Origin of the sequence: Burkholderia sp. Bp8991 (assembly GCF_003853795.1) — a bacterium.
GTDB lineage: Bacteria > Pseudomonadota > Gammaproteobacteria > Burkholderiales > Burkholderiaceae > Burkholderia.
The window spans coordinates 1-25,111 of the sequence record NZ_QTQJ01000003.1; the positions used below are offsets into that span (position 1 = coordinate 1).

Annotated in this window: 22 protein-coding genes and 1 pseudogene; 11 read left to right on the top strand and 12 right to left on the bottom strand. The window is 66.4% G+C overall.

Features of this window, described 5'->3' with window-relative positions:
* Positions 1-427: 427 nt before the first annotated feature.
* The 3 genes and pseudogenes from DIE02_RS03770 to DIE02_RS03780 form a co-directional block, all read right to left on the bottom strand.
* Complete coding sequence (locus DIE02_RS03770; RefSeq protein ID WP_124484803.1) at positions 428-796, bottom strand: addiction module antidote protein; 369 nt, start codon at positions 794-796, stop codon at positions 428-430.
* 2 nt (positions 797-798) lie between these two features.
* Positions 799-1,094: pseudogene (locus DIE02_RS03775) on the bottom strand (type II toxin-antitoxin system RelE/ParE family toxin).
* Between the two features lie 374 nt (positions 1,095-1,468).
* A complete protein-coding gene (locus tag DIE02_RS03780; RefSeq protein WP_409362214.1) occupies positions 1,469-2,233 on the bottom strand; it encodes a TetR/AcrR family transcriptional regulator in 765 nt (254 codons plus the stop codon).
* Positions 2,234-2,575: 342 nt separating this feature from the next.
* On the opposite strand from DIE02_RS03780, the gene DIE02_RS03785 reads away from it, so the two are divergent.
* The 7 genes from DIE02_RS03785 to DIE02_RS03815 all read left to right on the top strand — a co-directional run bounded on the left by DIE02_RS03785 (position 2,576) and on the right by DIE02_RS03815 (position 12,748).
* Positions 2,576-3,742 (top strand): efflux RND transporter periplasmic adaptor subunit, encoded by a 1,167-nt coding sequence (locus DIE02_RS03785; protein WP_124484804.1) that lies wholly within the window; start codon positions 2,576-2,578, stop codon positions 3,740-3,742.
* Entirely contained in the window at positions 3,739-6,909 is a 3,171-nt protein-coding gene (locus DIE02_RS03790) for an efflux RND transporter permease subunit (protein WP_124484805.1), read from the top strand. The genes DIE02_RS03785 and DIE02_RS03790 overlap by 4 nt, the downstream gene beginning before the upstream one ends.
* Positions 6,909-8,375 (top strand): efflux transporter outer membrane subunit, encoded by a 1,467-nt coding sequence (locus DIE02_RS03795; RefSeq protein ID WP_185702566.1) that lies wholly within the window; start codon positions 6,909-6,911, stop codon positions 8,373-8,375. Before DIE02_RS03790 ends, DIE02_RS03795 begins: the two co-directional genes overlap by 1 nt.
* 129 nt (positions 8,376-8,504) lie before the next feature.
* On the top strand, positions 8,505-9,839 hold the full coding sequence (locus tag DIE02_RS03800) for a paraquat-inducible protein A (RefSeq protein ID WP_124484807.1): 1,335 nt from the start codon (positions 8,505-8,507) through the stop codon (positions 9,837-9,839).
* A 39-nt stretch (positions 9,840-9,878) separates the two neighbouring features.
* Positions 9,879-11,474: an intermembrane transport protein PqiB gene (locus DIE02_RS03805; protein ID WP_124484808.1), complete on the top strand. Its 1,596-nt coding sequence runs from the start codon at positions 9,879-9,881 to the stop codon at positions 11,472-11,474.
* Positions 11,475-11,500: 26 nt separating this feature from the next.
* Positions 11,501-12,172 carry a membrane integrity-associated transporter subunit PqiC gene (locus DIE02_RS03810; RefSeq protein ID WP_260426168.1) on the top strand — a complete coding sequence of 224 codons (672 nt, stop codon included), beginning with the start codon at positions 11,501-11,503 and terminating at the stop codon, positions 12,170-12,172.
* A gap of 9 nt (positions 12,173-12,181) precedes the next feature.
* Entirely contained in the window at positions 12,182-12,748 is a 567-nt protein-coding gene (locus DIE02_RS03815) for a TetR/AcrR family transcriptional regulator (RefSeq protein ID WP_260427229.1), read from the top strand.
* Between the two features lie 163 nt (positions 12,749-12,911).
* On the opposite strand, the gene DIE02_RS03820 is transcribed toward DIE02_RS03815, so the two are convergent.
* The 8 genes from DIE02_RS03820 to DIE02_RS03855 all read right to left on the bottom strand — a co-directional run bounded on the left by DIE02_RS03820 (position 12,912) and on the right by DIE02_RS03855 (position 21,367).
* Positions 12,912-13,637: an OmpW family protein gene (locus DIE02_RS03820; protein WP_124484811.1), complete on the bottom strand. Its 726-nt coding sequence runs from the start codon at positions 13,635-13,637 to the stop codon at positions 12,912-12,914.
* A 119-nt stretch (positions 13,638-13,756) separates the two neighbouring features.
* Positions 13,757-14,812 (bottom strand): amidohydrolase family protein, encoded by a 1,056-nt coding sequence (locus tag DIE02_RS03825; protein ID WP_124484812.1) that lies wholly within the window; start codon positions 14,810-14,812, stop codon positions 13,757-13,759.
* Positions 14,813-14,890: 78 nt separating this feature from the next.
* Positions 14,891-15,922 carry a 4-hydroxy-2-oxovalerate aldolase gene (gene dmpG / locus DIE02_RS03830; RefSeq protein ID WP_124485067.1) on the bottom strand — a complete coding sequence of 344 codons (1,032 nt, stop codon included), beginning with the start codon at positions 15,920-15,922 and terminating at the stop codon, positions 14,891-14,893.
* 11 nt (positions 15,923-15,933) lie between these two features.
* Positions 15,934-16,881, bottom strand: a complete 948-nt coding sequence (locus DIE02_RS03835; RefSeq protein ID WP_124484813.1) for an acetaldehyde dehydrogenase (acetylating) — start codon at positions 16,879-16,881, stop codon at positions 15,934-15,936.
* Entirely contained in the window at positions 16,878-17,687 is an 810-nt protein-coding gene (locus tag DIE02_RS03840; protein ID WP_124485068.1) for a 2-keto-4-pentenoate hydratase, read from the bottom strand. Before DIE02_RS03840 ends, DIE02_RS03835 begins: the two co-directional genes overlap by 4 nt.
* A 26-nt stretch (positions 17,688-17,713) precedes the next feature.
* Positions 17,714-19,480 (bottom strand): bifunctional 3-(3-hydroxy-phenyl)propionate/3-hydroxycinnamic acid hydroxylase, encoded by a 1,767-nt coding sequence (locus tag DIE02_RS03845; RefSeq protein WP_124484814.1) that lies wholly within the window; start codon positions 19,478-19,480, stop codon positions 17,714-17,716.
* Positions 19,477-20,487, bottom strand: a complete 1,011-nt coding sequence (locus DIE02_RS03850; protein WP_124484815.1) for a VOC family protein — start codon at positions 20,485-20,487, stop codon at positions 19,477-19,479. Before DIE02_RS03850 ends, DIE02_RS03845 begins: the two co-directional genes overlap by 4 nt.
* A 16-nt stretch (positions 20,488-20,503) precedes the next feature.
* Positions 20,504-21,367, bottom strand: a complete 864-nt coding sequence (locus DIE02_RS03855; protein WP_124484816.1) for an alpha/beta fold hydrolase — start codon at positions 21,365-21,367, stop codon at positions 20,504-20,506.
* Between the two features lie 155 nt (positions 21,368-21,522).
* Between DIE02_RS03855 and DIE02_RS03860 the strand changes: the two genes are divergently transcribed.
* Positions 21,523-22,224: a TetR/AcrR family transcriptional regulator gene (locus tag DIE02_RS03860; protein ID WP_124484817.1), complete on the top strand. Its 702-nt coding sequence runs from the start codon at positions 21,523-21,525 to the stop codon at positions 22,222-22,224.
* Positions 22,225-22,401: 177 nt separating this feature from the next.
* Positions 22,402-22,590 (top strand): ABC-type transport auxiliary lipoprotein family protein, encoded by a 189-nt coding sequence (locus tag DIE02_RS36395; protein ID WP_124485069.1) that lies wholly within the window; start codon positions 22,402-22,404, stop codon positions 22,588-22,590.
* Between the two features lie 213 nt (positions 22,591-22,803).
* Here DIE02_RS36395 and DIE02_RS03870 read toward each other — a convergent pair whose 3' ends face one another.
* Positions 22,804-23,553, bottom strand: a complete 750-nt coding sequence (locus DIE02_RS03870) for a TetR/AcrR family transcriptional regulator (RefSeq protein ID WP_124484818.1) — start codon at positions 23,551-23,553, stop codon at positions 22,804-22,806.
* Between the two features lie 149 nt (positions 23,554-23,702).
* On the opposite strand from DIE02_RS03870, the gene DIE02_RS03875 reads away from it, so the two are divergent.
* Both DIE02_RS03875 and DIE02_RS03880 read left to right on the top strand, forming a co-directional pair.
* Entirely contained in the window at positions 23,703-24,011 is a 309-nt protein-coding gene (locus tag DIE02_RS03875) for a hypothetical protein (protein ID WP_124484819.1), read from the top strand.
* Between the two features lie 12 nt (positions 24,012-24,023).
* Positions 24,024-25,094, top strand: coding sequence for a VOC family protein (locus DIE02_RS03880; RefSeq protein ID WP_124484820.1), 1,071 nt, complete (start codon positions 24,024-24,026; stop codon positions 25,092-25,094).
* Positions 25,095-25,111: the final 17 nt, after the last annotated feature.

Genomic DNA, 25,111 nt, shown 5'->3' on the forward strand with positions numbered 1-25,111 from the left:
GAACCGGCCAGCATACCGAGGTCAAAACACGACATTTCTAAGTAGCCAGAACACGACATTTCTAAAAAGCTACTACATTCAAATTTTGCGCTAATTCACGTTATGTCAACTACGAGGGCTGACCAAACCGATGCTCCGATTCGGCAAAAACTGACGCCCGACGAAATGCTCGCTTGGCTCGGCGTGCACGCGTCGCATTACTTTTCGAGCCAGCGCAACCTCGTGCACTACGTGCGTGGCAGGAACGTCGTCGACGCGATTCGCGCGCGAAGCACGACCGCCCATTCACCGCCGCCCTCGCGCGGTGATTGAACGACTGGCTCGACGAAGAAGTCGTGAGCTTCGATCCATACGCCATTCCGCCGGCCCAGCCGGCTGCATAGACCACAGTGGACCGGCGCGACATTCGCGGTCGGCCCCGGTGACGCTACGCATGCGCCGCAGTGCGGGCGCGCGGGCGGGCGCGCGTTCGTGTCGGAGCTGGCTCCGGCGTCGCTTCGGCCGCCGACTGTGCCGGCGCAACGGTCAGATGCAATCCCAACGCGCCGACAACCTTCATGATCGTTGCAAACTCCGCGTTCCCACCATCCGACAGCGCACGATAGAGTGCTTCGCGCTTTACGCCGGACTCGCGCGCCAGCGCGGTCATGCCGCGAGCTTTCGCGACGTTCCCGAGCGCGGCCTGGATCAGGCGCGGATCGCCATCTTCGAACGCTTGCGCCAGGTAGTGACGAATCGTTTCCTCGTCCTTCAGGTACTTCGAGCCGTCGAATTCGGCCAGTTCGCTGATTTTCATCTTCAATCCTCCAGTTCACCGGCGATTTGCTTCGCCGTCTTGATGTCCTTTTTTTGCGTCGACTTGTCCCCGCCACACAACACCACGACGATGATTTTTCCGCGCCGCACGAAGTAGGCCCGGTATCCCGGCCCGACGTCGATCTTCATTTCGTTGACACCGTCACCGACTGCGCGCCACTGGCAAGGTTGCCGAGCTTCGCCCGCTCGATGCGCAGACTGATTGCCGCGCTGCCGACGGGATCGCGAAGCCCGTCGTGCCAGCTATCAAATTGGGGGGTGGTCAGGACTTTGAACATGAATGGATTGTAACCCATGGGGGACACCATAGCTACTGCCTCGTGCGGTTTCGCCTAATCGGCGCTCGCCGCTGTCGGACGCGGCGGGCGGAGTCCGAAGCCGCAGCCTCTCGTGCTCACTTCCGCACGTCTTCTCTCTTTGTGCCTACCCGTAGACGGCCTACGCCGGGTTGCCTGTCGATTGCCCCTCGAGGCCAAGGCATGCGGCCGCTTCCCGATGCGGGATTTCCGTGCGATTGGATGCACAATTCGTTTACCGTGATTCAGGACCGACGCATCCGCACCATTCGCTGTCGTGCAAGCGCGACTCCTCAAGGATCGTTGTGTCAAAGCCTCACTATTTCGGCCAGCCCCGCGTCGACGGCAACCAACCGTCAACAGCTCTCCGCAGCGATGAAGTCGCCGGGCGGCAATGGTCGGTTCGCCACGTCCTTTGCTTCGGCGCGCGTCAGGCCTAGCGTCTGCAACACCATCGCCGCGGCCCGCTCGGGGAGCCGGCCTTCGTCTCCCGCCGGCTTCCTCGCTTCGCCCTCAGCCGTGTCGGCCGCGTAGCACTCCGCCGCGATCGCCGCCAGGATCGTCCCCGTCATCGCGAGCACGCTCATGAACGGATCGCCGACGACGAAGCGGCGTGCCGCGATTCCGCGCTCGCTGTCCCGCCGCAAGTGCCGGCCCAGCCCGTGGTCGAGCGCACGCGCGGAAAAGCCCTCCCGCATCAGGAACCGCCCCCAGAGCCGCTCGCGGCGCGCGCGCATCAGCGTGTGACGCACGCAAACCGACACGACCTCGGCCGGATCCGACAAACCGCTCGCAAGACGCTCGAGCCCGTCCGCGAAATCGTCGAACACCCACTCGGTCAGCGCGGCGAAGATGCCGTCCTTCGATTCGAAGTGGTAGTAAAACGAGCCGAACCCCACATCCGCCGCCTCGGTGATCTCACTGATCGCGACGTTGTCCCTGCCCTTTTCCGCCATCAGGCCGAACGCCGCCCGCAGCAAGCGCATACGTGTCGCCTCCTTGCGCCGGGCGCCGCGCGGTTGACGCTGTTCCGCTTCGGCCACTGACGCATTCGGGCGACGCGGCCGGACCGGTTTGTCGTCCACGAGCGCACCTTCCCTTTCCATAAGAATTTTCTGCATGACGCAATTCTAGATGACTCACTCATACTTGACAATATTATCAGTTATGAGTCTAATCTCGAAAATAGCAGAACCGGTTCCTGTCCGGACACTGTTCCGGACCCACGCCAGCGAGCGTCGGTGACGCGCAGGCGGCCCCGTCGGCACACTCGGCGGCGATCGTCGTGCGCAAGCCGTGTCATGTCGGCAATCGGAACGATCTGCACCTCGAACATCGGAGTACTGATTGATCGTCATGCGCACCGTCGGCGGAGACGCCCGCGCGCGCCTGCATAAACCGGGGTGACCTGCCGTGGTCGCCGAATCATTTTTAGTTTGACCCTCACTTGTCTTGGAAACATCGTGAAATCACCCGGACTTGACGCGCGGACTTCAACGCGCCCGTTTCTGACACGCATCGCGCCACCGCTTCGGCGCGCCCCGATCGCATTCGCCTGCTGTGCGATTCTTCTCGCGGCTTGCCACTCGCACGAGGCCCCGGTGCCCGAACTGCAACCGGTGGTCGCGCTGCCGGTTCATGCGGACAATGGCGCCGTGCAGCGCGTGCTGCCCGCGCAGGTTCAGGCGCGATATTCGACGCCGCTGTCGTTCCGGGTCGGCGGCAAGATCGTCGAGCGGCGCGTGCGAATCGGCGACACCGTCAAGGCCGGCCAGACCCTCGCGATGCTCGATCCGGCCGATCTGCACAACACGTTGCTGAACGCGCGCGCGCAGCTCGATGCCGCCGAGCATCGCCTCGCCTATGCGAAGCAGCAACTGGATCGCGACCGCGCGCAGGCTCAGGCCAACCTGATCGCGCCCGCGCAGCTCGAGACAACGCAGGACGCGTATGCATCGGCGGTCGCGCAACGCGATTCCGCGCTCGCGCAAATGGCGCTCGCGGGCGATCACCTGCGCTACGCGACGCTGGTCGCGGATCACGACGGCGTCATCACGTCGGAGGATGCCGATACCGGGCAGAACGTCGAGCCCGGCCAGGCGGTGTTTCATCTGGACTGGAGCGGCGACCTTGACATCGTCTGCGACGTCGCCGAGCGCGATCTGCGCGATCTCGCGGTCGGCCGCACCGCGCACGTCAGCCTGACGGCACTGCCGGGCAAGGTGCTCGACGCAAGCGTGCGCGAAGTCGCGGCGGCCGCTGATCCGCAAAGCCGCACCTGGCGCGTGAAGCTGACGCTGGTCGCGCCGGGGCCGGACGTCCGCTCCGGGATGACCGCCAGCATCTCGTTCGACGGCGCCGCCGACACCACCGCGGACCACGCGATCACGCTGCCGGCCACCGCACTCTTCCATCGCGGCGAAGCGCCGGCGGTCTGGGTCATTCGCAAAGGCAGCGACACGCTGGAACTGCGCCCGGTAACGGTCGGACGCTACGACGAGCATACGGTCACGGTCACGTCCGGCCTCGCGGAAAACGAGCGTGTCGTGATGCAAGGCGTCCATACTGTGAGTACCGGCCAGCACGTGCGCGTGGTGCCGCCGCTGCATGCGGAGGACTTCGCATCATGAACGGTCCAGAACACCGGTCCTCGACGGACGGTGCGCTCGGCGCACAAAGCGGTGCCGCGTCGCGCGACGACGGCGGTTTCAATCTGTCGGCATGGGCGCTGAAGCATCAGCAACTGGTGATCTTCCTGATCGGCCTCGCGACGATCTTCGGCATGATCGGCTATACGCGCCTCGCGCAATCGGAGGATCCGCCGTTCACGTTCCGAACCATGGTGATCCAGACCTATTGGCCGGGCGCCACGGCGCGCGAAGTGCAGGAACAGGTCACGGACCGGATCGGCCGCCAGCTCCAGGCCGCGCCTTACGTCGACAACATCAAGAGCTATTCGCGCCCCGGCGAGTCGATGATCTTCTTTGCGATGAAGGATTCGGCGCCGGTCGACCAGGTGCCGGAAACCTGGTATCAGGTGCGCAAGAAGGTCGGCGACATCCGGGCGACGCTGCCGAAGGGCACTGTCGGCCCGTTCTTCAACGACGAATTCGGCGACGTCTATACCAACATCTATGCGCTCGAAGGCGACGGCTACTCGCCCGCGCAACTGCACGATTACGCGGACAAGCTGCGCACCGTGCTGTTGCGCGTGCCGGGTGTCGCGAAAGTCGACTACTTCGGCGACCCCGCCCAGCACGTATTCGTCGAGATCTCGAACGCGCAACTGACGCGGCTCGCGATCACGCCGCAGCAGCTCGCGCAGGCCATCGACGCGCAAAACGCCGTCGCACCGGTCGGCACGATCACGACATCGGACGACCGCGTGTTCGTGCGGCCGAGCGGTGCGTTCAAGGACACGCAGGCGCTCGCCGACATGCTGATCACGGTGAACGGCCGGACGTTCCGGCTCGGCGACGTCGCGAAGGTCACGCGCGGCTACGACGATCCGCCCGTCACGCAGATGCGTACGAACGGTCACGCGGTGCTCGGCATCGGCGTCACGATGCAAAAAGGCGGTGACGTGATCGACCTCGGCAAGGCGCTCGACGCGAAGGCAGCCGAGCTCCGGGCCGGCTTGCCGGCCGGACTGAAGCTGGCCGCGGTGTCGAGCATGCCGCATGCCGTCAAGCACTCGGTGGACGATTTCGTCGAAGCGGTCGGCGAAGCCGTCGCGATCGTGCTCGTCGTCAGCCTCGTGTCGCTGGGCCTGCGCACCGGCATGGTCGTCGTCATCACGATTCCGATCGTGCTCGCCGTGACGGCACTGTGCATGCACGTGTTCGGCATCGGCCTCGACAAGGTGTCGCTCGGCACGCTGGTGCTCGCGCTGGGGCTGCTGGTGGACGATGCGATCATCGCCGTCGAAATGATGGCGGTGAAGCTCGAGCAGGGTTGGAGCCGCGCGCGCGCGGCGGCCTTCGCCTACACGAGCACGGCGTTCCCGATGCTGACCGGCACGCTCGTCACGGTATCCGGCTTCCTGCCGATCGCGCTCGCGAAATCGAGCACCGGCGAATACACGCGGTCGATCTTCGAGGTGTCCGCGATCTCGCTGATCGTGTCGTGGTTCGCGGCCGTCGTGCTGGTGCCGCTGCTCGGCTACCACATGCTTCCCGAGCAGCAGCATCACGACGCTCATGCACATGGGCAGGACGTTTATGAAACGGGCTTTTACCGGCGGCTGTCCGGATGGATCTCGGCGTGCATCGAGCGCCGCTGGGTGGTGCTGGGCGTAACGGCCGTGCTGTTCGCGATCGCGATGGCGGCATTCACGCGCGTGCCACAGCAATTTTTCCCGAACTCGGAGCGCCCCGAACTGCTGATCGACCTGCGCCTGCCGGAAGGCGCTTCGTTCGACGCGACACTGCGTGAGGCCACGCGGCTCGAGAAGGTGCTCGACGGTCGGCCTGAAATCGATCACGTCGTCGATTTCGTCGGCACCGGTGCGCCGCGCTTCTACCTGCCGCTCGACCAGCAGCTCCAGCAGCCGAACTTCGCGCAGTTCGTGATCACGGCCAAGGACGTCGAATCGCGCGACCGCTTGTCGCATTGGCTCGAGTCGACGCTGGCAAGCCGTTTCCCGACCGTGCGCACGCGCGTCGCACGCCTCGAGAACGGGCCGCCCGTCGGCTTTCCGATCAAGTTCCGCGTGAGCGGCGACGACATCGCGACCGTTCGCGGCATTGCCGAAAAAGTGGCGGACAAGATGCGCGCCGATGCCCGCACGCGCAACGTGCAGTTCGACTGGGACGAGCCGGCGGAGCGATCGGTGTCGTTCGAAATCGATCAACTGAAGGCACGCCAGCTCGGCGTGACGTCGGAAGACGTGTCGAGTTTCCTCGCGATGACGCTGTCCGGCTATACGGTCACGCAGTATCGCGAACGCGACAAGCTGATCGACGTCGACCTGCGTGCGCCGAAGCGCGAACGGATCGACCCGTCGCAGCTCGCCGGCCTGGCGATCCCGACGCCGCACGGCCCGGTGCCGCTCGGCACGATCGGCCACGTGCGCGACACGCTCGAATACGGCGTGATCTGGGAACGCGACCGCCAGCCGACCGTCACGGTGCAGGCCGACGTTCGTGGCGAAGCGCCAAGCATCGGCGTGACGCGCGCCATCGACGGCACCCTGGCGACGCTGCGCGCCACGCTGCCGACCGGTTACCGGATCGAGATCGGTGGTGCAGCCGAGGAGAGCATGAAGGGCCAGACGTCGATCAACGCGCAGATGCCGCTCATGATCATCGCGGTGCTGACGCTGCTGATGATCCAGCTCAAGCGCTTCTCGCGCACCTTCATCGTCGTGCTGACGGCCCCGCTCGGCCTGATCGGCGTGGTCGCGGCGCTGCTGCTGTTCGGCAAGCCGTTCGGCTTCGTCGCGCTGCTCGGCGTGATCGCGATGTTCGGGATCATCATGCGCAACTCGGTGATCCTGGTCGACCAGATCGACCAGGACATCGCGGCCGGGCAGCCACGCTTCACCGCGATCGTGGGCGCGACCGTGCGCCGCTTCCGGCCGATCATGCTGACCGCCGCGGCCGCCGTGCTCGCGCTGATTCCGCTGTTGCGTTCCGGCTTCTTCGGCCCGATGGCCACCGCGCTGATGGGCGGCATCACGATCGCGACGGTGCTGACTATCTTCTTCCTGCCGGCCCTCTATGCGACCTGCTTCAAGGTGCGCAGCGACGAACGCGAGTCGCACGCAATGGACGTCGCGTCCTCGGAGACATGCTGATGAAATTTCCCCTTACCACGTCGGTGCTCGCCGCGAGCGCGGCGCTCTGCCTGAGCGGCTGTGCAATGGCCCCGAGCAGCACGCCGCCCGCGATGCCGTCGCCGGCGCACTACGGCGCGACGCCTCAGGCGCCGCGCACCGCCGAAGCGGCAGGCGTCGCGCAGCAGTTCGACGTCGGCGCCGCGCCCGTCCCGCAATGGTGGCGCCTGTACCGGTCCAGCGCGCTCGACGCGCTGGTCGACGAAGGCCTGCGCGCGAACCCGACTCTGGCCGCGGCGGAAAAGACGCTCGCCGCCGCGCAGGAGGAGCTGCGCGCGCAGATCGGGGCGTCGACGCTGCCGTCGATCGACGCGAACGCGCAGGTGGCCCGCACGCGCACGCCCGACATCTCCGGCGCGGGCGCGCAAAGCCTGCGCTACAACGTCTTCGTCGGGCAACTGCAGGCGCATTACACCTTCGACCTGTTCGGCGCCACGCGATATGCGAACGAGGCGAGCGCCGCGCGCGTCGACGTGCGCGGTTGCGAGCTCGAAGCGGCAAGGCGTGCGCTGGCGGCCAACATCGTCGGCACCGCCATCCGCGCCGCGACGCTCGACCGCCAGATCCTGCTGACGGAGCGCCTGGTCGCCGTTGCCGAGGCATCCGCGCTCGAAGACCAGCAGCGTTACGCGCTCGGCGCGGTGTCCCACGTGCAGGCGCTGGCGTCGACGCAGAGCGCGGCGTCGCTCGCCGCGACGCTGCCGCCGCTGCGCCAGCAGCGTGCGAGCGCGGTTCACGCGCTCGCGATCCTGCTGGGCCGCACGCCCGACGCGCCGCCGCCGGTCCCCTCCTACACTGGACTGTCGCTGCCGGAACACGTGCCCGTGGTCGTGCCGTCCGACCTGCTGAAGGCACGGCCGGACATCCGCGCGGCCGCGGCAGCCGTGAAGGCGGCATCGGCGGACGTCGGCGAGGCGACCGCCCAGTTGTTCCCGAGCCTGTCGCTCACCGCGACGATGGGGCGCGGCGGCTTCAGCTGGCCAGCGCTGTTGTCGGGCGCGGGCGGGCTGTGGGCCGTCGGCGCCGGGCTGTCGCAGCCGATCTTCCACGGCGGTGCGCTGCTGGCTCACCGGCGGGCGTCACGCGATGCGTACGACGCCGCGGTGCTGCAGTACAAGGCGGCGGTGCTGTCCGCATTCGGCGACGTCGCCGATTCGCTCGCCGCGCTGGACAACGACGCGCAAGGACTGGCCGCGAACGAACTCGCGGCGCGCGCGGCAGGCGAGGCTTTCCACGAAACGGCGCAACGCCGCACATTGGGTGCCGTTCCGATGTCCGCGCAACGGTCGAGCGAACAGCTCTATCTGAACGCGGAACTCGATGCGGTGCGTGCCGCGAGCCGCCGGATGACCGATACCGCGGCGCTGCTGCAGGCAATGGGCGAACTGCCGCCCGCCACCGGCACGACGGTCGCGGCCCGGCAATAGCCGCTGCTTGCGTCGATGGACCGGCTGCGCGCCTTCGGGCCGCACCGGTCCGCAGTCTCGAAGCCCGATGCCCGGCGTACCGTGCATCGCGCGGCGCCGGGCCTTCATTACCCGCATGGTTGATTCCCGATGAAATCCGACAACCTGGTCGCTTGCCACGAATGCGACCTGCTGATTCAGCGTCCGCCGCGCCTGCGCGCGCTGACGGCGCACTGCCCGAGATGCCACGCGCGCGTGAGCGGTGCGGCGCACGGCCGCCGCTCGCTCGACCGGCTGTGCGCATTGACGGTCGCCGCGCTGGTGACGTGTTGCGTCGCGCAGGCCTTTCCGATCGTCGCGCTCGATGCGGCCGGCATCGCGTCGCATGCGACGCTCGGTGACGCGGTTCGCGCGCTATGGTCGAACGGTCAGCCGCTGGTGGCCGCGCTCGTGTTCTGCACGACGATGCTGTTTCCGATACTGGAGCTCGCCGCATGGCTGTACCTGCTCGCGCCGTTGCGCGCGGGCCGCGTACCGCGCCACTTCGCGCAAGTGCTGCGCGGCATTCACCGATTGCGGCCGTGGAGCATGGTCGAGGTGCTGATGCTCGGCGTGCTCATCACGATCGTCAAACTGACGAGCCTCGCACACGTGCTTGCCGGGCCCGCGCTATTCGCGTTCGCCGGGCTTACCGTGATGCTCTGCGTGCTGTCGACGATCGAACCGGCCCGACTGTGGGAAGCGCACGACGAACTCGTCGCACTGCGGCCAGGCGATGCCGAGCGTGCGAAACCGCCCCGCCGCGACACGACGCGACATGCGGCGCCCCGGGCCGCGGAAAGCAGCGGATCGGCGGGCATGACGGCCCGCGCCGCGGGATGGATCGCCTGTCACCTCTGCGCGCGCGTGCAGCCGGCACACACATGCGGCGAGCGCTGCACGCGCTGCGGATCGCCGCTGCACGCGCGCCGTCCGCACAGCATCGCGCGCACGGGCGCGCTCGTCGCTGCCGCTGCGTTGCTCTATATCCCGGCGAACCTGTTGCCCGTCATGCACGCGACCTCGCTCGGCCGGGCCGAGGACGACACGATCCTCGGCGGTGTCGCGTACTTCTGGACGTCCGGCGACTGGGCACTCGCCGTCATCGTGTTCATCGCGAGTGTGCTCGTGCCGATGCTCAAGCTTGCGGCCCTCGCATTCCAGGCGATCGCCGTCCATCGCGGCGTGCAATGGCGGCCGCTCGAACGAGCCCGGCTGCATCGGCTGGTCGAGCGCGTGGGCCGCTGGTCGATGCTCGACGTATTCGTCGTGGCGCTCACGATCGCGCTCGTGCATTTCGGCTCGTTCGCCGACATCACGCCCGGCCCCGGCGCGCTCGCGTTCGGCGCCGTGGTCGTGCTGACCATGTGCGCGTCGATGCAGTTCGATCCGCGGCTCATCTGGGACGGCGCGCCCCGCCCCGCCGCCGCCCATCACAAACCTTGAACCGGCGCAAGCGCCCGCTTTATTTCGAATTCCAAAACGATGTCTTCTTTCGATTTTTCGCCACCCGAGATCCGGCCGCGCAGCCGCTGGATCCCGTCTCTCGTCTGGATCGTGCCGCTCGTGTGCGCGCTGATCGGGCTGTCGCTCGTGATCCGGACCGTCACCGCCAACGGTCCGACGATCACGGTCACGTTCGCCAACGCCGAGGGCCTCGAAGCCGGCAAGACCAAGGTCCGCTACAAGGACGTCGACATCGGCACCGTCCAGACCATCACGCTCACGCCCGACTTCAAGCGCGTGGTCGTCGGCATTCAGCTGACGCACGAGGCCGCGCGCTTCGCGAACCGCGACACGCGCTTCTGGGTCGTTCGACCGCGCGTCGGTGCCACCGGCATTTCCGGCCTCGGCACGCTGCTCTCCGGCGCATTCATCGGCGCGGATCTTGGCCGCTCGTCGCAGAAGCAGACCGATTTCACCGGTCTCGAGACGCCGCCCGCCGTCACCGCGGACCAGCAGGGCCGACGCTTTCTGCTGCACGGCGACTCGCTGGGCTCGGTCGACATCGGCTCGCCGGTGTTCTACCGGCATGTGCAGGTCGGTCAGGTCGTGGGATTCTCGCTCGACAAGGACGGTACGGGCGTCGACGTTCAGGCGTTCGTGAAGGCGCCCTACGACAAGTACGTCGGCGTCAATACGCGCTGGTGGCACGCGAGCGGCGTGGATCTTCGGCTCGATTCGAGCGGCCTGAAACTCAACACGCAGTCGCTGGCGACCGTGATCGTCGGCGGTCTCGCGTTTCAGTCGCCGCCTGGACAAGCGGACGCGCCGCAGGCAGCCGACAACACGCCGTTCCGGCTCGCCCCCGACGAAGCCGACGCGATGCGCGACCCCGACGGCACGCCGCTGATGGTCGTCATGCGCTTCGACCAGTCGCTGCGCGGGCTGTCGGTCGGCGCGCCAGTCGATCTGCGGGGCATCGTACTCGGTCAGGTCACGAACATCGGGATCGAGTACAACGAACACACGCGCAACTTCAGCATGAAGGTCGCGATGGCGCTGTATCCGTCGCGACTGAGCCGACACAGCGATACGGCGCTGCCCGCGCCCGATACGGCCGGCGGCCACGAACTGCTCCAACACCTGGTGCTCCAGGGGCTGCGCGGGCAGTTGCGTACCGGCAGCCTGCTGACCGGTCAGCTCTATGTGGCGCTCGACATGTTCCCGAAGGCGCCGCACGCGAGCGTCGACGCGCGCCGCACGCCGGTGGAACTGCCGACCGTGCCCAACACGCTCGACGAACTGCAGGTGCAGATCGCCGACATCGCGCGCAAGCTCGATCAGGTGCCGTTCGACCGGATCGGCAACAATCTGAACGGCGCGCTCGCGCATGCGAACCAGTTGTTCGGTCACCTCGATGAGCAGGTCGTGCCGCAGGCGCGCGACACGCTGGCCGCCGCGCAACGCACGTTCAGCGCGGCAGAGTCGACGTTGGGGCAGAATTCGCCGATGCAGTCGGACGTTCATGAGGCGATGCAGTCGCTCACGCAAACGCTGCAGTCGTTGAATGCGCTTGCGGACTATCTGGAACGTCATCCCGAATCGCTGCTGTTCGGCAAGAAGGGGGACCGCCAATGAAAGCGCGTTCGTTTGGTCGTCTCCGTATGCCGGCGCGCATCGCGACGTGCGTCGCACTCGCGGTGCTGAGCGCGTGCGCGTCGCCGCCGGTGCATTTCCATACCCTCGCGGTGACAGACGATGCGGGTGTTGAGGCCACCGCCGCGCATCCCGCCTGGCTGATCGACATCCAGGCCGTGCACGTCGCGGCGCCTGCGGACGGCAACCGGCTCGTCGTGCAACGCGGCCCCGATCGGACCGACATCCTGGAGCAGGAGCGCTGGGCCGCGCCGCTCGGCGACGAGATGCGCGGCGGACTGTCGACGCGCGTCGCGTCCCGGCTCGGCACGATCGATGTTCATCGCGTCGCCCACCCGGACGGCGCGCCCGTCTACCGGGTCGCGGTGGACGTCCAGCGAATCGAATCCTGGCCGGCATCGCACGTGCTGCTCGATGCGACATGGAGTGTGAGTTCCGGGTCCGGACAGCCGGCACTGACGTGCCGCAGCATCGTTCGGTCCGGTGCGTCGACGGGCTACGAAGCACTCGTCGACGCGCAGCGTCGCGCGCTCGATGCGCTCGCGCTCGGGATCGCCGCGGGCATTCGCGCGGCGGCCGCGCACGCCGCGCCGCCGGCAGATTGCCGCGCGGGCGCACCCGGGCGCCCGATCGCACGCCCCGCTGTCGATCGCGGCGCGCCGGACGCGCTCGACGATTGAATCGGCGCCGTGACGACGCGACATTTCCCGCGGCGCGATATTGCTCCGCTTCAGCCATTTCCACCGCACGGACAGCACAGGATGAAACCCGCCCGCCTGACCCGCATGCAACGCCGGCTCGACACTCGCGAGCGGCTCGTCGCCGCCGCTCGCGAATGCTTCATCGCGAAGGGCTTCGCCGACACGACTGTCGAACATATCGTCGAGCGCGCGGGTTACACGCGCGGCGCGTTCTATGCGAACTTCGGGCACAAGCGCGAGCTGTTGATCGAGATCCTGCGTCGCGACCGCCCGAAATTACTGGCGAAAATGCGGCCGGCAACGCATGAGCACCGAGGCTCCCGCACCGCTGGCTCCGCGGACATCGCCGCCGGCTGGGAATGTTTCCCGCTGTGGGTCGAGGTGCACCTGTACGCGCTGCGCGATGCCGGGATCCGGCAGATCGTCGACCGGCTGCACGCCGAGCCGGCGCCGCCGGCTGCGGCGAGCGGTGCGGCGGACACCTCGGAGCGCATGCCATCGTCGGCCGAATGGGCGGCAGTGCTCGGCGTTGCGCTGATGCGTGCCGGTGCGTAGTACGCACGTTACGACGAGCCGACGCAAGACACCGTGATGCGCGCCGTTCGGGCGGCCGCCCGGTCCATCAATCCGACCGTCCCGAACGACTATCCGGACAATGGCGGACGCCGGCCTTCCACACAGGCTGGCTGTCGAATGGGCGCCGGCCGCTTGATCCCGCTCAGAACCGATACCCTACCGATACGAATGTCGTGATCGGATCGATCTTGATCCGCGTCGAACTGGTCACGGTTCCGACCGCGGATCGCGTGCTCAGGTCGGCTTTCGTCGACAGCCACACGTAGGCGACCGACACGCCGACCGACCAGTGCGGATCGATGTTGTACGTGAGCCCGGCGTTGACGATCGGCGCAAAGGAATGGCTCAGCGCCACCGACGTGGGGCCCTCCAGGCGATTGCCGAGCGTCGGCGAATACAGGAATGCGCCGCTCGCGACCTTGTCGCTCAGCTGTACGTCCCTGAACCATACATAGGTGAGGCCCGCGCCGACGTATGGCCGAAACCGGGCCGACGGTTCGCCGAAATGATATTGCGCGAGAATCGCCGGGCTCCATGCGCGAGCCGTCCCCAGTTCGCCGAGCGACGACAGGGAGCCCGTGCCGCTCAGATGCAATTTCGGCGGAATGCCCAGGATCGTCTCGACTGCGACGTGATCCGTGACGAAATAGGTCGCCGTCAGCGCGAACGTATCGGTATCGGCCACGCTCGCGCCGCTGCCCGGTACGGTGCCCGAGCGCCCGAGCGCGTTGACCGTCAGCGGCTCGCTCGAATCCTGCGGCGCCATGTGCAGCCATCCGGCGTTCATGACCCACTGACCGGCCGATTGCGCGCGGGCGCACGACATCGCCGCGATCGACAGAAGAATTGCCGCGCTCGTATGCTTCATGGTGTCTCCGATTGTTGTGATGTGCAGGATGGCGCCGCCGGGGAACGGCGGCATGCGTCGCCGCCGGACGGAGGTCATCCGCCCGGCATGCGCGTCCAGGGTTCCGGACGAAACGGGATTCAGCGGTCTCTGAGCCGGTCGATCAACCGGACGCCCGCGCCGGCAGCCGCACGCCTGAGCGACGCCAGCGGGCCGTCCTCGGGCGAGGGCGTACCGGCGACACGCTCCGCGCCGCCGGCAAAACGCGGGAACAGGCGCAATGCGTTGCCGCGCTCGATGCCGGCGCGCGCGTCGGTATCCCAAACAGGTGACCGTTCGAGCGTGTCGCGCTGCATGGCGGTGACCGGTGCCGGCGCGAACGGGAAATCGCTGCCGAAGAGGATCTGCGTCGGCTCGACCAGTTCGCGCAATGCGGCCTGCGGATACGCGGCTGGCGACAATGCCGTGTCGAAGTGGAATCGACGAATGGTCGTGAGCACGCCGTCCGGTACCGCAGCAAGGTATTCCGGCATCAGGTTGGCCAGCGACACGCGCCACGCGACGTAAGGCAGGAATCCGCCCGCATGCGCGAGAATCCAGCGAATGTTCGGGTAACGCGCCAGCGTCCCCGTCAGCAGCAGATTGACCGCCGCGCGCGTCGTATCGCACAGGAATTCGATCAGGAATCCCGGCGCACCCAGCCCGAGCGCCTCGCTTGTCCGATGCAGGTTCGGATGCACGAACACGACGGCCTGCCTGCGATCGAGTTCGGCCATCAGTTCGTCGAATTCCGGCGCGCCGAGAAACTTTCCTTCCGTACTGCCGAGCAGCACGACGCCGTCCGCCTTCAGCACGTCGAGCGCATGAACGGCTTCCGCGCAGGCCAGTTCGGTAAACGGCATCGGCAGAACCGCGAACGAACCGAAGCGGCCGGGATGCGCATCGCAGAGCTGCGCCGAATATTCGTTACATTGACGAGCGAGCGTGCGTGCCTCTTCGACGTCGCCGAAATACACGCCCGGCGCCGAGATCGACAGCAGTGCCGCCTGAATCCCGTTCACGTTCATCACGTCGAGCGACGCTTGCGCATGCCATTCCGGCAACGCCGCGCCGGCGACCTTCTGTATGCCATGCCTGGACATTGCGTCGCGATAGGCCGGCGGAACGAAATGATGATGGACGTCGATTCGGTGCACGATCTGCTCCGGCGCGAAACATTGATATGGATGACAAAATATTATTCAGGCGCGTCTTCGCGCAAAACGAGTCGGTCGCTAGGTCGCATGCCCGGATGCGGCCCGTGCGTTCGACAGATCCAGCGCAACATCGACGATCATGTCTTCCTGCCCACCCACCATGCCGCGTCGCCCCAGCTCGACGAGGATATCGACCGTGCCGAGGCCATACTTTCGGGCGGCCAGTTCGGCATGGCGCAGGAAGCTGGAGTACACCCCGGCATAACCGAGCGCGAGCGTTTCGCGGTCGACGCGCACCGGGCGATCCTGCAGCGGCCGAACGATTTCGTCCGCCGCATCCATCAGCCGGTACAGATCCGTACCGTGACGCCAACCAAGGCGCTCGGCCGCCGCGATGAATACCTCGAGCGGCGCGTTCCCCGCCCCGGCCCCCATCCCCGCCAGGCTCGCGTCGACGCGATCGCAGCCCTCCTCGACGGCGACGATCGAGTTCGCCACACCGAGACTCAGGTTGTGATGCGCGTGAATGCCCACCTCCGTTTCCGGTTTCAGCACGTCCTTGAACGCGCGGACGCGATCGCGCACGTCGTTCATGTTCATCGCGCCGCCGGAATCCACGACGTAGCAGCACGTCGCGCCATAGCTTTCCATCTGCTTCGCCTGCTCGGCGAGCCCGACGGGCGTGTGCATGTGACTCATCATCAGGAAGCCCACGGCCTCCATGCCGAGCTCACGCGCGGATTCGATGTGTTGGCGGGAAATGTCGGCTTCCGTGCAATGCGTGGCGACCCGCACGATGCGCGCGCCCGCGTCGTACGCGGCGCGCAGATCGTGCACGGTGCCGATACCGGGCAGCAGGAGCGTGGCGACCTTCGCGTGGGTGACGGCACCGGCGACCGCTTCGATCCATTCGACATCCGTATGTGCGCCGAAACCGTAGTTGAAGCTGCCGCCCTGCAGGCCGTCGCCATGCGCGACCTCGATCGAATCGACCCGCGCAGCGTCGAGCGCCATGGCGATTTTCCGCGCCTGCGCGATGCTGTACTGGTGGCGAATCGCGTGGCTGCCGTCGCGCAATGTCACGTCGGAGATGTAAATCTTCTTGTCCATGGTCGGGAAACTCACGTTGCGTCGCGCAGCATGCGGGCGGCGACCCGTTCGGCCATCGCCATGGCTGCGCTCGTCATGATGTCGAGGTTGCCGGCGTAGGCAGGCAGGTAGTGGGCGGCCCCCTCGACTTCGAGGAAGATCGAAGTCTTGAGGCCCGACATGCATTCGCCGACGCCCGGAATGCGGATCGGCCGATCGGATTCGATGCGATCGAACTGCACTCGCTGTTTCAGGCGATAGCCCGGCACGTACGACTGCACCGCTTCCACCATTCGCGCGACGGAGGCTTCGATGCGCGCTTCGTCGGCGAAATCGCTGAGGGCGTACACCGTATCGCGCATCATGAGCGGCGGCTCGGCCGGATTGAGTACGATGATGGCCTTGCCTCTCGCGGCGCCACCGACCGTTTCGATCGCGCGCGCCGTCGTTTCGGTGAATTCGTCGATATTGGCGCGGGTACCCGGCCCTGCGCTCCTGCTCGAGATCGATGCGACGATCTCGCCGTAGTGAACGTTGGCGACCTGCGACACCGCCGCGATCATCGGGATCGTCGCCTGTCCTCCGCACGTCACCATGTTGACGTTGGGCGCATCCAGATGGCGCTCGCCGTTCACCACCGGTACGCAGTACGGGCCGATCGCCGCCGGCGTCAGGTCGACCATGCGGAGGCCGGGCTTGAGCGCACGCAGGAACGCATCGTTGTGCGCGTGGGCCGACGCCGACGTCGCGTCGAACACGATGTCGATGTCGCCGAAGCCCGGCATCCGCGCAAGCCCTTCGACGCCTTCGTGCGTCGTGGCGACACCCATCCGGGCCGCACGCCGCAGCCCGTCCGACGCCGCGTCGATGCCGACCATCGCGCCCATCTCGACGTGTTCGCCGTGCCGCAGGATCTTGATCATCAGATCCGTGCCGATGTTGCCGCTGCCGACGATACCGACCTTGAGTTTCCTGCTCATCGCGACGCTCCTTCGCCCAGGCGGCAATGCACGCTGCCGAGCGCGCCGATCTGCGCGCGGATGACGTCCCCGCTCGCCACCGCCACCATCGGGCCGAGCGCTCCGGACAGGATCACGTCGCCCTCGCGCAGCCTCTGTCCGTGACGCGCGATCGTGCAGGCGAGCCAGTAAACCGCGCGCAACGGATGGCCGAGACAGGCGGCGCCGACGCCTGTCGATACCACTGCATCCTGTTTCGTCATCGTCATTCCCAGTTCGCCGAGCGAAAGCCGGCCGAGTGCCACCGGCTGATGACCGAGCACGTATGCGCCGCACGACGCATTGTCGGCGACGGTGTCCTCGAGCGTGATCCGCCAGTCGGCGATTGCGCTGTCGACGATCTCGAGCGCCGGCAGCGCATAGGCCAGCGATGACAGTACGCGGCCATAGCTCGGCGCGTCGTCGTCGAGATCGCGCCCGACGACGAATGCGATCTCGGCCTCGATCTTCGGTTGCAGCAGACGATTCATCGGCACATCGTCGCCGTCGAGATGCGCCATGTCGTCGAACAGCACGCCGAAGTCGGGCTGATCGACACCGAGTTGCCGCTGCACCGCGCGCGACGTCAAGCCGATTTTCCTGCCGACGATGCGCGCGCCGGCAGCGATCCGCGCCGCCGTGTTCGTTTCGGCCACCGCATACGCGGCAGCGCCCCCGGCAATGCCGAACCGCTCGGCAATCGGTTCGATCGGGATGCGCGTCGCGCGCGCATTGCGCAACGCGTCGGCGGCGGCGTGAATACGGGAGTGATCGGGCAATGGAGACATGATTGATGGAACGAGAGAGTCGGAATTCAGGCGGCCCTGGCGAGCGACGATGCCTCGGCCGGCGTGGCTGCACGGGTGCCGCTGGGGGTATTCGGCACACCGAGCTGGTCGCGCAGGCGCGCCACGGTGCGATCGAGTTCGGTCACGGGCACGACGGCGAATACGAACCGGTCCGGCCGCAGAATCGCCACGGCCTTGTCGCGAAACCCGGCCTTCGCGAACCACGCGATCATGTTGCCGTCGATGTCCTCGACCTCGGTCGTGCCGCCGTGGCGGTTGTCGCGTTCGACGCCCTCGAGCCCTTGAGGGCGGCCGCCGTACGGATAGAGCGTGACGTACCGCACCGACAATGCCTGCAGCGCTTCGGCGGACGCATCGTCCAGATACCGTGCGGGATCGACGTTCAGGCCGACGAGCGAAAACCCGCGCCCGAGCACGTCGTCCATCCGTTGCCTCGCGCCGTCGAACCGGCGCACGTCGGGTTGCGGGGCGAGCGCGCCCTCCGGGCCGTTGCGGCGCCGCCGCGGCAAGCCGACGTACGCGTTCTTTTTATAGACCGGCGCCGGCTTGAAGCCCCCCTCCTGGAACCAGCGCTTGAGCGGAGGGATCATCCGGATGACCGCGAGCGAGGTGTCGCGCACGAGCGTGCCCAGCGGATTGCGCACGGACACGACGTTCTTGAGCAGCACGGACACGTCGATCATCGCCTTGGCGTGCGCGTGGCGCTCTGACTGATAGGTGTCCAGCAGTGCGTCGCCGGCGGCGCCGCGCAGCACGAGGTCGAGCTTCCATCCGAGGTTGTACGCATCGCGCACACCGGAACTGGCCCCCTGCCCCATGAACTGCGGCGTCATGTGTGCCGCGTCGCCCGCGAGCAGCACGCGGCCGACCCGCCATTTGGCCGCGATCAGCGCGTTGAACGTATAGACGAGCTTGCGCTTGACGACGAACTGGTCCGGATCGACGAACCGGGACAGGTACGCGCGCACCGTCTCCGGCCGTTCCATGTTCTCTTTCGTTTCACCTGGCATCAGCATGAATTCGAAGCGGTGGAACTTGTCGGGCTGAACGCAGCTCACGACCGGCAGCTTCGGGTCGACGACGAAATTGAAGTACGGCAGGTGACGCAGCGCGTCGGTACCCGGCTTGCGCTCGATGTCCACGACGAGCCACGGCTCGGGAAAGCTCTTGCCGGCCATGTCGATGCCGAGCCGCGTGCGAACGATGCTGCGCCCGCCGTCCGCGCCGACCATGTACCGCGCCCGCAACGACCGCACGTCGGGATCGTTGTTCATGCTCGTGCGCGCATCCGTCGCATCGCTGAAGCGCGCTTCACGCGTGGCCTGGTGCACGATGCCGACGCCGTCGGCGTCCTGCGAGAAATCGACGACTTCGCGCCCGCGCCGGATCGTGACGTTCGGATAGCGCGACAGCGTGTCCGACAGCGTCGTTTCGAGATACGGCTGGTAGAAGAAATTGATGATCGGCCAGCCGAGCGGCCGCTTGCGCGGCATGTATTGCGTGATCGGCGTGCCGTCGGGGCGCACGAGCTGCACCGGCGTTTCCATCATCATCCGTGCCTGCAATTCGTCGGCTACCGCCAGATGCTGGAAGATCCGCATGCATTCGTCGTCGGTATAAACAGCGCGGGCATTGCCGTAAAACACCGGCTCGCGCTCGAGCACCACGACGCGATGGCCAGCCTGGCCGAGCAGGTGCGCAAGCACGAGGCCGGTCGGTCCGAGCCCCACGATCGCGACATCGCACGCATCGTCCTGATGCACTGCGTTCATGGTTGGTCTCCCTGGATGATGAATTCCGGATGCAGCAGCGATGCGAACGCGCGCCGGGCACGGCCCAGCCGGCCGCGCAAGGTCAGGTTCTCCGGGCGATGGCCCCACAGGCTGATCCCCTGGTAGGTCGTCGTGCGCCACGCGCGCTCGTCCACCACGATCGGGTTCCAGCCCAGTTCGATCTCGAAGCCCGACGGTGTCCGAACGTAGAACGACAGCTCGCGGTCGTTCGGATGCTGGCCGATCGCATTGGCGATCGGGTATCCCATCGACCGGCATCGCAAGTAGGCCTGAGTCACGTCGTCCAGCGATACGCACTGAAGATTCAGGTGGTGGATCTGCGTGCGCAGCGGATTCATACGGATGCCGCGCGTCGACGCGGTTGCAAGCGAATGGTGGCGCTCGTTCAGTCGAAGAAACGCGAAGTCGAGATTCAGGCCGTCGATCTTGTCCTCGATCTCGTCCGACAAGCGTGCGTCGAACACCTTCTTCCAGAACGCCTGCATCGCTTCCGGCCGACGCGTCGTGATCGCGACGTGCCCCAGGCCGGATGCGCCGGTCACGAATCCGCTCGCCTTCATCTGCAACGGCGAATCGCTCAGCACCGCATCGGTGAACAGCTCCGTGCGCAGCCGCTTCGGTCCGGTGAAGTGCCAGAATCGCTGCACGCCTCGCAGCGCGGCTTCGTTCGCGCTGCCCTCCCGGACATCGATGCCGAGTACGGACAGCCGCGCGAGCACGAGCTGCAACGCCGCGTCATCGGCCAGTTGCCAGCCGATCGCGGCGACGTCTTCCGCTTGCCCCTCATGAATAATCAATCGGCGCTGGTGCGCATCGATCCGACACGCGAGCACCGTGCGTAGCGGACGATCCGCATGCAGCCCGAGCCCCTCGGTGACGAACGTGCTCCATGCGTCCAGGCGGACGGACTGGATCAGCAAATAGCCGAGATGCACGCGACCGAACAAGCTGTCGGGCGCGGCCGGCGAACTGGCGATGGTAGGCATGGCGACGCGCTCCGGATCAGACGCGGCGGACGACGCGCGCGTCAACGCGGTCCTCGGCCAGAAACGCCACGACCATCGCGTTGAATTCGTCGGCGCGCTCCCACTGCACCCAGTGGCCGGTCTTGCTGAACAGGTGCACGTCGCAGTTCGGCATGCGCCGCTGCAGCGAGCGTGCGCCGCTTGGTCGATTGACCTTGTCCTCCGTTCCCCATAGCACGAGCGTCGGATTCTGTACGGCGGCCAGGCGCGGATCGCGCGTGAAATCGAGATTCCTGAAATTCGGAATGCCTTTGGGCCCGAGCAACGGCGGGCTGGCGACGACCTCCGGATCGATGCTGGACTGAAAGCGCTCCTGGAGCGTCGCATCGGATACCAGGCTGCCGTCGTAGACGAGGTCGCCCCGGATGAACGCCGCGAGCTTTTGCAGTGTCGGGCCTTCGCCCTTGTAATAGTTCAGCAGACGTTTGAGGCCGGGCGTGGGCAATGCGCGCGTCGTGTCCACGCCGCCGGGCCCCATCAGCACGAGGCGTCCCACCGCGGCCGGACGCTCGATCGCCATGCGTAACGCACATGCCCCGCCGAGCGAGTTGCCGAGGACGTGCGCGCGCTCGATGCGCAACGCATCGAGCATGCCGAGCATGCTCGCCGCCAGGTCGCCGAACGGATCGCCGCGATCCAGCCCCTTCGTCGATTTGCCGTAGCCCGGCATGTCGGGCACGACGACCCGGTGGACGCATGCGAGCGCGCCGACATTGCGGGCGTAATTGGACATGCCGGAAGCGCCGGGGCCGCCGCCGTGGAGCATGAGCACCACCGGCCCCTCGCCTGCTTCGGTAAAGGAAATGGTCCGCGCACCGACCCGAACGGTACGTTGAATCATTGCGTGAGTCATGGACGGGGCATTCACGGCGTGGTCGCTCCAGACGGTTGATCGAACTTGCTTGGTGTTAATAATGAGATAGTTGTCATCATGACAATATTCTCGTTTTCACCTAGCATCTCGGAGCGCCTGCTGCGTCGCCTTATAATTCCGCCATGAATGAAACGACCGTTGACCATCGGACCCGTGTGGCGGCAGAGCGTCGCGAGCGCATGCGTGCCCGGCTGATCGAAAGTGCGATGCTGGTGTTCGCGGAAAAAGGCGTCGGCGCAAGCGTCATCCAGGACGTCATTGCGGCCGCGGACGTATCACAGGGCACGTTCTACAAGTACTTCCGCACCAACGAGGATCTGCTCGCGGCAGTGACGCAGGAGCTGAACGACGAGTTGCTGCGCCTGATCGAAACGGAAGTCCACGGCTATGGGGATCCGGCGCTGCGCATCGCGTGCGGTGTGCGCATGTTCCTGCACGCCGCGCGCGCGTATCCGCTGCTGGCGCGCTTCATTTGCGCGGCCGGCCTGCATTCGGCGGGGCCGAGCAGCCTGATTTACGTGTTCCTGCCACCCCACATCGAACAGGGGCTGGCGCTGGGACGTTTCAGCGATGTCGGCGTCGGAACCGCACTCGACGTGATCGCCGGAACCTCACTCGCGACGATCCTCAGAATCACCAACGAAGGCCCGCAAAACGTCGTTCCGGAGCCCGTGGTCGCAGCAATTCTGCGCGCACTGGGCGTCGGGCACCTCGAGGCGGAAAAGTTGGTCGAAACGGCATTGCCGCCGATTGAAACGCCCGTTGCATCACTGCTCGAACGCGGACATGCACGGATGCAGGCCCAGGCGCAGCCCGCGATCTGACCGTTTCGGGAATGCCCGGTCCGGCACGAAGCGTCATGCTCGATGACGATCGCCGGGCCTCAGCCGTCGGCGACGAGTTTCGCGGTACGCCTTCAGTCCTGGTAACGCGCCGGTCGAGCGCGATCGACGTGCATTGTGTCCGGCACGACGAGGACCTTCCCTGTATAGCGTGTTGCCATCTCGATTCGGCGATGCCAATCGTCGCCAGGTTCGCAGGTCCTGCTTGATGCGAGATGGAGCGCGCGCCAGGCGCACGACCGGCAAACGCCGACTTGCCACGGCGAGATCCGGGAAAACGCTCAAAAGACAGCGATACGCTCGTCGGTAGTCACCGTCCGGCACTGCAAGAAACTGCGTGTGAGGTAGTCGTCGGTATTCGCGGGATAGGCGCGAAGCAGGTCTTTCATGCGACGCCCGCGTGGGTTGCGTCCGAAATGATGCCCACGACATCGCCGCGCGCTATTCCACTTCGACAAGCGCCGGCTGAACAGCGCAGGCGTCGCATCGCCCCCCGTCAGCTGACGGGTACCGCACGAGCGCTCGGGGTGGCTTGGCCGCCGCCTGCGTCACCCCATTACGTCACTGCGCCGTCTCGGCCGCATCCACAACGGGCAGCGGCCGGCTTGCGATCTTCTCGGCTTCCGCACGCTTGAGCCCCAGCGTATGCAGCAGCGTCGCCGCCGTGCGTTCCGGAAAATGCTCTCCGTTGAATCCGAGTTCCTTCAGGACACCGGCAGCCGGTGCGCCCGGAGCGACGAAGTTGAGTTCGGCGGCAATCGCGGTCAGCACCGTACCGCCAACCGAAAGGAAGCCGACGAATGGGTCGGCGACCACGAAGCGTTTCTCGGCGATACCGCGCTCCATGTCCCGCAGCAGGCGTTGACCCAGGCCAAGCGTCAGGACGCGCGCCGAAAAGCCCTCGCGTATCAGGAAGTGTCCCCACACCGGCTCGCGCCGCGCGCGCATCAGCGTATGTCGCACCGAGACGGAAATGATCTCCGCCGGGTCGGACAAGCCGCTGGCCAGGCGATCGAGCGAATCCGCGAACTCCTCGAATACCGATTCCACGAGGGTCGCGTAGATCGCCTCCTTCGATTCGAAGTGGTTGTAGAACGAGCCGAAGCCGACGTCGGCGGCCTCGGTGATTTCGTTGATGGCAACGCCTTCCATGCCCTTCTCGGCCATCAGCCTGAGCGCGGCATCCAGCAGGCGGGCACGGGTCTCCCGCTTGCGGCGCGCGCCACGCGGCTCGCGCTCTTCGGCGACCGCGGGACTGGATGCTTCCGGAGCGGAGCGCTTTGGTGTCCGGCGGCTCGGTGTATTCGTCATGACGTTTTCGATCCTTGTTCGTGCCCAAGTATAGATTCAAATGTCTACATTGACAAAGTCATCATCTATGATTTTAATGTCATCAAGGACGGCAGAACACGGCCTCGAGAACCGATCGAACGACGAATGGAGATACGGTGGAGACACACATGCACACGGGCGCCAGCGCGTCCATTCACAACAGCTCGCACGCGTCGCCGAAGTGCGGGCTGCCTTCGATGCTCGGCGTATTGATCGCAGGATTCACGCCGGTCGGCGCCGCATCGGGCCATTTTTCGGCCAGTCACGGCACCGGCGGCGAGGCGCGCCGCTCCCATGCGAAATCGACGAGCGACCTCGCGACATTCATGGTCCGGCCAGTGATGTCCTGCGACGGTGAGATTGCATGCCCGCCGTTGCGCGGCAAGCCCCTCGATGCGACGGCGCCCGCCTTCGCGATTGTCATTCGACCTGCCTGATTGTCATCCGCCATGAAACTGACCACCACACAACCGGCTCGCCACCCGCACCCCACAACGAAGGCATCGGCGCTCGCCTATCTGATCTTCGATCGCCCCGATCTCGACGAAGCAGAGCACTTTCTCAACGATTTCGGTCTCCGAACGGTGCTGCGGGATGACACGCAATTGCTGCTGCGCGGAACCGGCAGCGCACACTTCTGTTATGTCGTTCGCCACGCGCCGAAGGCCCGCTTCGTAGGCTTCGGATTGCAGGTCGACAGTCGTGCCGATCTCGAGGCGCTCGCCAAAATCCCTGGCGCGTCGGAGATCGAGGCATCGGATTGGCCAGGCGGCGGCCTCCGGGTGCGGCTCGCCGATCCGTCGGGTTTTAGGGTCGACGCGATTGCCGGCCAGACCCGGGCCGACACGTTGCCGCACCGTGCCGCGCTTTCATTCAACTCGGTCGACACGCCGTTGCGGATCAACGAAACGCAGCGGCCGCCGGCGAGCGCGCCTGAAGTCATTCGGCTCGGACACGTCGTGCTCGAACTCGCCGACTACCAGGAAACCTGCGCGTGGTACACGCGACATTTCGGGTTCATCCCCAGCGATGTCCAGGTGCTGCCGGACGGCTCACCCGCGGTTGCCTTCATGCGGCTCGATCTCGGCGACCGGCCGGCCGACCACCATACGCTCGCGCTCGCCCAGGGGTTCGTGCCTACTTATAGCCATAGCGCGTACGAACTGGTCGACGCCGATGCCGTCGGCATGGGCCAGCGCATGCTGCACGACAACGGATGGGCACACGCGTGGGGCATCGGCCGACACATTCTCGGCAGCCAGATCTTCGACTATTGGCAGGACCCGTGGGGCGACAAGCACGAACACTATTGCGACGGCGATCTGTTCACGGCCGACGAGCCGACGGGCGTGCACGCGGTCAGCCGCGAAGCGATGGCGCAGTGGGGCCCGACGATGCCGCGCAGCTTCACGAAGCCCCGGCTCACGCCGTCGAGCCTTGCGGCGCTGTTCCGCAACCTGCGCCGCAGTCCCGATCTGACGGTCGGCAAGCTGCTGACCCTGGCGAAGCTGTTCGCCTGATCCCCAACCGCCCATTC